The sequence below is a fragment of the Xenorhabdus littoralis genome, assembly GCF_033949345.1.
In the GTDB taxonomy this organism is placed as follows: Bacteria; Pseudomonadota; Gammaproteobacteria; order Enterobacterales; family Enterobacteriaceae; genus Xenorhabdus; species Xenorhabdus littoralis.
Genome location: NZ_VCDP01000072.1, coordinates 1 through 4645 on the forward strand (window position 1 = coordinate 1; position 4645 = coordinate 4645).

The 4645-nt window shown below is 54.6% G+C and carries 5 protein-coding genes and 1 pseudogene; all 6 read left to right on the plus strand.

The annotated features are described in order from the left end of the window. Positions 1 to 435: pseudogene (locus FE394_RS16275) on the plus strand (ParA family protein); the annotation flags it as partial. Next, positions 432 to 821 (plus strand): hypothetical protein, encoded by a 390-nt coding sequence (locus FE394_RS16280; RefSeq protein ID WP_319927405.1) that lies wholly within the window; start codon positions 432 to 434, stop codon positions 819 to 821. The pseudogene FE394_RS16275 and the gene FE394_RS16280, both read left to right, overlap by 4 nt. Further along, positions 805 to 2181 carry an SPI-7-type island replicative DNA helicase gene (dnaB-PI, locus tag FE394_RS16285; RefSeq protein ID WP_319927406.1) on the plus strand — a complete coding sequence of 459 codons (1377 nt, stop codon included), beginning with the start codon at positions 805 to 807 and terminating at the stop codon, positions 2179 to 2181. Before FE394_RS16280 ends, dnaB-PI begins: the two co-directional genes overlap by 17 nt. Further along, entirely contained in the window at positions 2171 to 3769 is a 1599-nt protein-coding gene (locus FE394_RS16290) for a ParB family protein (RefSeq protein WP_319927407.1), read from the plus strand. The genes dnaB-PI and FE394_RS16290 overlap by 11 nt, the downstream gene beginning before the upstream one ends. An 80-nt stretch (positions 3770 to 3849) precedes the next feature. Next, on the plus strand, positions 3850 to 4431 hold the full coding sequence (locus FE394_RS16295) for a DUF2857 domain-containing protein (RefSeq protein ID WP_319927408.1): 582 nt from the start codon (positions 3850 to 3852) through the stop codon (positions 4429 to 4431). Next, positions 4380 to 4645: ParE family toxin-like protein (locus tag FE394_RS16300; protein WP_419836354.1), on the plus strand; the 266-nt coding region annotated here is incomplete at its 3' end. The genes FE394_RS16295 and FE394_RS16300, both read left to right, overlap by 52 nt.

The window sequence follows — 4645 nt, forward strand, 5'->3', positions numbered from 1 at the left end:
ATCAAGCCTATTTTACCCGATGTCCGTGAGTTCCTGCGTGGCACTTTGCGGATGCTGATCCGACTCCGGCCTTTTGAAAACTACGGTGTTCGTCTGCCGGCTATTCAGATACTGGTCAATGGGATTGAAGGCACGAACCTTGACCGGGATACGCTGAGTGAACTGACTGATATTATCCGTCATCAACGCTATGATGCTTCCGCGCTGGGCGGCAGGCAGGTTTACCAACTGCTGGACACCCGGATAGACCTGCTGGATATCTACAAACTGGGGCATGTCCGTGCCCAGCCCGTGCATCGTCTTGAATATAAAACCACCCGTAAAAGCCCGGCGGCGGCGATCACCATGCATCGCCTTGCCTGCGAGTTAGTGCCCTTATGGGCAGAAAAATTCGATGCGGTACTGATTGAGCAACCGACAGGAGAGGCGCAATGAATGTTATCTGGCGTGCCGTCTGCTTTCGTTATGAGACGATTGAATTATTGTTCAGTGATGATGAATGGTTTGTTTTTGTGGATGCGCCGGATCGTGAAACCGCACAAGCGAAACTTCAGCTGCTGTTGCCCGTTATTCTCGACATTTCCCCGCACGAGGTAGAGCACTATTACCCCCGTAATGAAGCAGAGTTGCGCAGGCAGGCTATGTGCCCTGATGCCGTTCCGGATTTAGCCTTGCTGGAATGTGGCTGGGAAAATGACCAGCCGCAATATCTGACCGAAAAAGAAGTGCTGTTCTGGGTTTCCGCGCCTCATTTGCAACAACGTTTAATCGCCGCCCTGAATGCGGTCAGTCAGGAGGTCGCCGATGGGGATGACGCATGAACAATTGAAGATCATCAGCGAAGAGGCACCCAGCTATGCCTATGCCGAAGTCGGGGTACTGGGCGGACTGGTGCTGGACAATGATCGCTGGGATACGGTGGTATTGTTACTGGTTGCCGACGATTTTTACTTCCCGGCTCACCGGATACTGTTTCAGGCCATCGCTGAACTGAGCGAAAAAAACTGCCCGTTTGACCTGATCACCTTGACCGACAGGCTGACCCAACGCGGGCAAATCGATCAAGTTGGCGGTTTTGCTTATGTGGCCGAAGTGTGCAAAAACACGCCGAGTGCCGCCAATATTGAGGAGTATGCCCGTATTGTGGCGGAAAAAAGCCGGTTACGTCAGTTACTGGCACTGGGAAAATCCCTCAGCGCTGACGTTTTTCAGCCAACTATTCAGTCAGACACCCTGATTGCGCAGGCGGAAAGCCAGCTGTTTAATCTGGCGGAAAAAGGAGCAGCCCGGCAGCAGCAGGAAATGACCCTGTTACAGGGGGCAGACAGTCTGATCACCCATCTGGAACGCATACAGGGCAGCAACGGGATAACCGGAACCCCCACCGGATTTCAGCTGCTGGATGAAAAAACCTGTGGCTTGCAGGCCGGGGATCTCATTTTGCTGGCCGCTCGTCCTTCCATGGGTAAAACCGCACTGGGGCTGGCCTGTTGCCTCGGAGCCCTGCGTCTTCAGGAAAATGCGGTGGTGCAGATTTTCAGTCTGGAAATGCCGGCGGCACAACTGATGCTGCGTCTCACCGCCATGGAAGGCGGGGTTTCTCTGAGTGCCCTGCGCAGCGGGATACTGGATGATGAGCAGTGGGGCCGCATCAGCCAGAGTCTGGAGCAGTTTTCCCGCTGGGATCAGCGGTTGATTATCGATGATTGCAGTCACCAGACGCCTGCATTACTGCGTGCCCGCGCCCGCCGTTATACCCGCAAATACGGCAACCCCGCTCTGATTATGGTGGATTATCTTCAGCTGATGAGTGCCCCCGGGCAGGAAAATCGGACACAGGAGATTGCGGAGATTTCCCGCAGCCTGAAAGCGTTAGGCAAAGAACTGGGCTGCCCGGTACTGGCGCTGTCCCAGCTGAATCGACAAGTCGAAAATCGTTCTGATAAACGCCCCAACAACGGTGATTTACGGGATTCCGGCTCGCTGGAGCAGGATGCCGACCTGATATTGCACCTCTATCGCGATGAAGTTTATCACCCGGAGTCCCCGGAGGCAGGGATTGCCGAGATCATCATCGGTAAACAGCGTCAAGGGCCAACGGGCACGGTGCGTGTGCAATTTAACGGTAAGTACACCCGTTTTCAGGATATATCTGGCGGGGGGATAAGCGATGACCGGTAAGCACCTCAATTTAGGCCATGCCCTGTTACAACAAGGGCGTCAGGCAATGGCCACAATCCATGACAGTCAACCGATGGCAGAAATGCCGATGGTACTGACGCTGGATCAACTCCGCCCCAACCCGGATAACCCCCGCACCAGCCGGAATCCGCGCTTTGACGATATCAAAGCCTCCATCAAAGCCCGTGGGCTGGATACGGTGCCGAAAGTCACCCGCGATCCGCAAGGCGAAGCGGTCTATATTTTCAGCGATGGCGGCAATACCCGCTATCAGATTTTGTCCGAGCTGTGGCAGGAAACAGGTGATGAGCGTTTCTACCGTATTCATTGCCTGTTTAAACCGTGGCCGGGGCGGTTGCAGTGCGTGATTGGCCATCTGGCGGAAAATGAACTGCGTGGGGAACTCAGTTTTATTGAAAAAGCGTTAGGGATCAGCAAGGCCAGAGCCATTTACGAAGAACAAAAACAAAAAAAGATCACATTGCGTGAATTGTCCGCGCAGCTGAATGCGGCCGGTTTTCCCGTCAGTGCCAGCCATATCAGCCGGATGGAGGATACTGTGCAATACCTGTATCCGTGGATGCCGAATCTGCTGGCGTCCGGGCTGGGAACGCCTCAGATACGCCCTTTATTGATGCTGCGTCAGAATACCGAGGCCGTCTGGCAGCAATATATCTTCAGTATAAACCCGGAACCCGCCGTCACCTTTGATGAAGTCTTTGGAGCCTGTTGCCGCAAATTTGATGCACAGGAAGACTGGGCACCGGAGATGTTCCTTGATGAACTGATTGGGGATTTATTGCAGGTACTGCCGCATCCGCAGCTGAATTATGACCGCTGGGTACTGGAACTCGATCCGAAGGAAAATAACCGTCGGCAGCTCTTTGGCGAACAGGCCGCCACGTTTGATTCTGATCCTGTACCGGAACAGCCTGAAACGGCAGCGCCTGAGATGAGTCAAGGGGATCAGAACCGGGCGTCAGACAGGGGATCGACTCCAAAAATTTTTGCTCAACCCGCCACGGATGCGGCACCGGCATCGAAGACACCATGCGCTCCGGTCGATAAGGCTCTCGCGCCTGCCCCGTCTTCCCGAAACAATCCGATGATCCCGCCTTATCAGCCGGAAAGTTCATCTGAACCGGAACTGTCTGCATCTGAAGCTGACGATCTTCATTTTGCCCAGGCCGGGCTGGAGCCGGTCAGTTCCGTCTGGCACATTTCCCCGATGCAGGATGATATCGAGCATCTGCAAAATATGGCATTTCGCCTGGCGTTTGAACTGGCCGAAGTGATGGGCTGTGACCGCGATTTGCAGGCGGTATCGGATGCGCGGTCGGCAGGGTTTTGTCTGACTGACAGGCCGGATGTGCACCCTTTTTCCTGTTTATTGCACGCCCTGACCGGGGAGATTTCTGCTGACCGTTGTGAACTGACGCTGACCGCTGTTCTGCTCGGGACTGCCGAACGGGCGGCACTGCCCTTGCTGGATGACAGTCAGACCGTGAAGTTTCTGCGGCTGCTGCGGATTATCCGCCGCCTGCGTGAACTTCAGCGCAGCATGGCACCGGAGACCTTGACGATGTAGCGATGCCGGTCCGGGGTGCCTGCTTTTCAGTGTGTTGTTCATTCATTGTGTTTTGACTGGCCTGATGATGGAGGAAGTGTATGAATCATTTATCGCAAGCGACCAACAGCCTGTTGTTGCAATTGGTGATGGATTTGAAGAACGGCTATATCCGCCGTTGCGAAGCACTGGGGCTGGCCCCCTCGGAAATGCTGATGTTACAGAGTCTGACGATTGAGGATTTGCATTATCTGGGCAACAGCCCGGTCTCGGTGCTGAGTGTGCAGATTCATCACGCCAATCTGGCCCGCATTTTACATCAGGCGCGTATCGAGCAGCAGCGGATGCAGCGCATTGACCGGGCACTGGAGCTCAGTGGTTCGATTGACCTGATGCACTATTTTTTTGGCCTGTCCAGTCTGGAAGTGGCAGCGCGCCGGCGTATTGCCGGGATTGCCGTGAAGTCAGGGCGGGTGTCGGTGCTGACGGAAGAAGAAAACAGTGACCTGTGGCAACGCTGGCAGGCGGCAAAACTCAGGGATGCGGACAGCGCCGAGGGACTGGATATCATGATGGATGTGGCAGAGCATCATGATATTTCGCTGACCTCGGTCTGGAATGCGGTCAAAGAGTGGCAACAGGAAGAGGCATCAGGAATGACCTGCGCGAAAAAGCAGGCCTAAAACGGATCATACAGGAAACGATGTCAGGAAAATTAACGGAAATCATGCCCGGCCTGCATGTCCCACTGACGGCACCGCTGTCCTTTCGCCGTAAGGCGCAATATCAGGTGAAGTGTTACCGGCGAGGGCAGCGTAATTACGTCCGGTTGAAGGAAAAAGGTACCGGGTATCTGAAAATCAATGTGGGGTTGTTTTGGCGGCTGTTAAGCCGTGA

Bases quoted from the DNA above. Each gene is read 5' to 3' on its own strand.
- FE394_RS16280 (WP_319927405.1), top strand. From the start codon at position 432: ATGAATGTTATCTGGCGTGCCGTCTGCTTTCGTTATGAGACGATTGAA.
- dnaB-PI (WP_319927406.1), top strand. From the start codon at position 805: ATGGGGATGACGCATGAACAATTGAAGATCATCAGCGAAGAGGCACCC.
- FE394_RS16290 (WP_319927407.1), top strand. From the start codon at position 2,171: ATGACCGGTAAGCACCTCAATTTAGGCCATGCCCTGTTACAACAAGGG.
- FE394_RS16295 (WP_319927408.1), top strand. From the start codon at position 3,850: ATGAATCATTTATCGCAAGCGACCAACAGCCTGTTGTTGCAATTGGTG.